Origin of the sequence: Shewanella sp. ECSMB14102 (genome assembly GCF_000813075.1) — a bacterium.
In the GTDB taxonomy this organism is placed as follows: Bacteria; Pseudomonadota; Gammaproteobacteria; order Enterobacterales; family Shewanellaceae; genus Shewanella; species Shewanella indica.
The window spans coordinates 1-3230 of the sequence record NZ_JWGX01000094.1 but is presented as its reverse complement, the minus strand read 5'-3'; the positions used below and the strand labels follow the sequence as shown (position 1 = coordinate 3230).

Annotated in this window: 1 protein-coding gene; it reads right to left on the bottom strand. The window is 44.9% G+C overall.

Features of this window, described 5'->3' with window-relative positions; all coding sequences use genetic code 11:
- On the bottom strand, positions 1-2494 hold a 2494-nt coding region (locus RC73_RS19370), incomplete at its 3' end, for a TonB-dependent receptor plug domain-containing protein (RefSeq protein WP_039036167.1).
- Positions 2495-3230: the final 736 nt, after the last annotated feature.

Sequence of the window (3230 nt, the reverse complement as noted above, 5' to 3'; positions counted from 1 at the left end):
CATCATCGGCGAATCCGGTCGGGTTGAATGAACGCTCTTCCAGATAAGTACTGAATAGGCGGAAGCCCCAGTCACCAAAACCGGTTTCAAGACGATAGTTGACCTCAAAATCAACGCCAGAAGTGATACTGGATGCCGAGTTAAAGGGTTTCTCGAAATAATTGACGATTTCATGAGTGGTGGGATCTCGCCTGAGTAAAGGACAGAATTGATTATTGGTTGAACTGGATTGGTAACAATACTTAACGACTGCGGCACCGCTGAAATTATTGATCACATTCTCCATATCAAACTTCCAGTAGTCCACGGTCAAGCTGAAGTTTTCCAGATAAGATGGCGTATATATAAAGCCCAGAGTGAAATCATTCGCGACTTCGTTTTTTAACTCAGGGTTACCAACGATAAAGCCTGGTCGGGTTGAACCATACCATTCTTGGGAAGGTTCAAAGGTAGTTGGGATCCCTTGGGCTGCACAGTTAGCCAGCACATTACTTAAATATGTGGGGTTAATTCTATTGCGATAACTGGCCGCGCAATAGTCATTTATTCCTCTGAATGTTTGGCTGGAAGGGTTAAATAATTCGGCTATGTTGGGAGCTCGCACTGACTTGGAACGGTTGGCTCTAATTCGAAAGTCGTCATTGAGCGCCCAGTTGAATCCCACTTTCCAGGCGTTATCTGAGCCGGAGGTAGAGTAGTCCATATAACGAAATGCAGTTTCAAGAGTTAGATCCTGCACTAACATAATGTCTTTTAGCAATGGAACGGACAATTCAGCCGATGCTTCAGTCACATCAAATTCGCCTGACAGAGGTTGAGAGCTGTTGTTAAATATAAGACCTTCTCGCATTGCCGGGTCTGGCAGTGTATCGGCAGTCTCTTTTCGATACTCCAAACTGAATGCGGCAGCGATAAAACCCGCAGGCAGCTCAAACAGATCACCGCTGACAGAGGCGCCGGCAACGTATTGATCGATTGATGAGCGGCGAATGGCATCTGTGCTGACCCAATTGTAAGCGGCTTTATCATAAAGGTCGCGACCAAACACATTCAACGGCTTACAGCCATTGGCTCTGGCATGTTCACTACGACATACCAAGGCACCATTTTTATCGCGGATAACATCGACAGCATCCTTAAAGCGCTGCTCGAACATCTCACCGTACCACTCGGTATCGGCTTGAACATGGCCAACAGTGGCATAAACATTGTATGACCAGGTATCGGAGATTGCGCCTTCAAGCCCCAAAGCTAAGCGGGCTGTGGTTCGCTCTTGACTGTATTTTCGGTTACCAAAGTCGGACGCCAAGTAACCAACTCTGGCACCGTCACCTGGCCGCCTTTCGGCCGCTTTGACCAAACTTGCAGCTTCGGACGAAAGAAAAGCATTATCTACATGAAGCGGAATAGTGAGGAATGCCGGAGAGCTTTCACCATAGGCTTCTGACTTGGCATAGCTGGCTTCCATGGTAAATTTATGATCATCATTAATGTCATAGTTCATGAAAGTAAAGAAGTTAATCCTGTCCAACGGCGTCTTAATAAAGGAGTTTTCGGCAAAGCTATAGCCTTCGCCTCCAAGGTAATCTATCCGGCCATTAGTGAGTTTGGGCAGAGGTTGCCCCAGCTTCATTGGGCGAATTTTACCGTCATCACTGAAAGTGTATTTTTCTCCGGCTCGGGTGGTGAACGCTCCGCTCTTGGTGTAGGCGGCCAGGACCTGTTGACCATAACCCCACATTATTGCTTGGGGATCATTCGGGCCGCTGGCATTGGGATTTCGCACTACAATCGGCGCTTCGCGCAAAAAGTCCCTGTCCATATGTGCAATCTGCCCCTGTCGCGACCAACTTATGTTGGTTACGAAATTGGCTTTGCCAATATCAGAGCCGAAGGTCAGTGAGGCGTATTCCTCTTCACCTCCAGATTGTGTTGGTCTGGTGGTAGAGGCATCCAGCGCCAGCCCATCAAAACTGGTCTTGGTCACTATGTTAACTACACCGGCAATGGCATCAGAACCATATACTGCCGATGCCCCGCCTGTGGTGATTTCGATACGCTCAACTATGGCTGTTGGAATATTATTCAAATCTACAGCACCTGAGCCCGGTGAGCCGGCCACAAAGCGCCGGCCATTCACTAATATCAGAGTTCGATTGGAGCCCAATCCTCTCAGGTCAGTGTTATTTAAACCGCTGGCAAAAACAGAGTTGTTGGTGGTTTCCGGTGACAGACCAACCAGGGTATTAGGCATCTTATGCAGAAGATCTGCGACGTTGGTAACACCGGCATCAATAAGACCGTCACCAGTGATTACGGTAACAGGGGTCGGGGCCAACTCTCCTATACGTTTAATTTTTGAACCTGTGACTTCGATACGTTCTATGGGTTCATCTTTATCTTTAGCGTAGCTGGTTCCAGAATAAACAGCACAGCCGGCAGTAACTAAAAGACAGAAGCGAATTGCTTTTGCGGTTGTAGATACAGAGGTCATGACTATCTCCTTGAGAAATTATAGTTTTCATATTTCTTCTTGTTTGTCAGATACGGAAATGACCAATTAATGATTCAATTTATTACATGTGTTAGCAATAGATTGACTTTGGGTGATTTTGAGAGAGTTTATTGTTCACAATTTTGCTACATAAATTTTTTGATTAAAAATTTTGCAACCGGTTAAAATCTGTCTGTATTTTTTGTTAAATGGATTTTCATACGTTATATCTATGTTTCTATTTAGCGATTTTTTGTTGACATTTTAAATTGTAAGCAATTATTTTTATTTGTTTTACAGTGTGTTATGCGTTATTTTTTGCGGGTTAGCACTGTCTTTATTGTTTGAAAAGCCATGAGGGGATTTTTCGGTAGGATAGGTATCTTTAATCGGGGGGACTTTGGAGAGGATATACCGGATGTGTTATTGTTAACTTCGAGGTACCGACTTTGATCCAATTTAAAAGAAAGCGCTCTTGAGTAAACAGGAATAACCGGCAGTAACCAAACTTTGCGTGTGGATATAAGCGAAGTGGCTTAAGAGGGAACCCTGATATCCAATCCACATCTATCTAACAGGGTTTTAGTTAATTAGGGAAGGTGCCGATTACTTAAAGCCACTTGCTGTTATGCAAGTGGCTTTTCAGTAACAATAGAATTAGAACTTATAGTTTACCCCCACAGTGAGTCGTTGACCCAGCATGTCGTAGTAAGCACCTTGGTTATACACGCCTGGC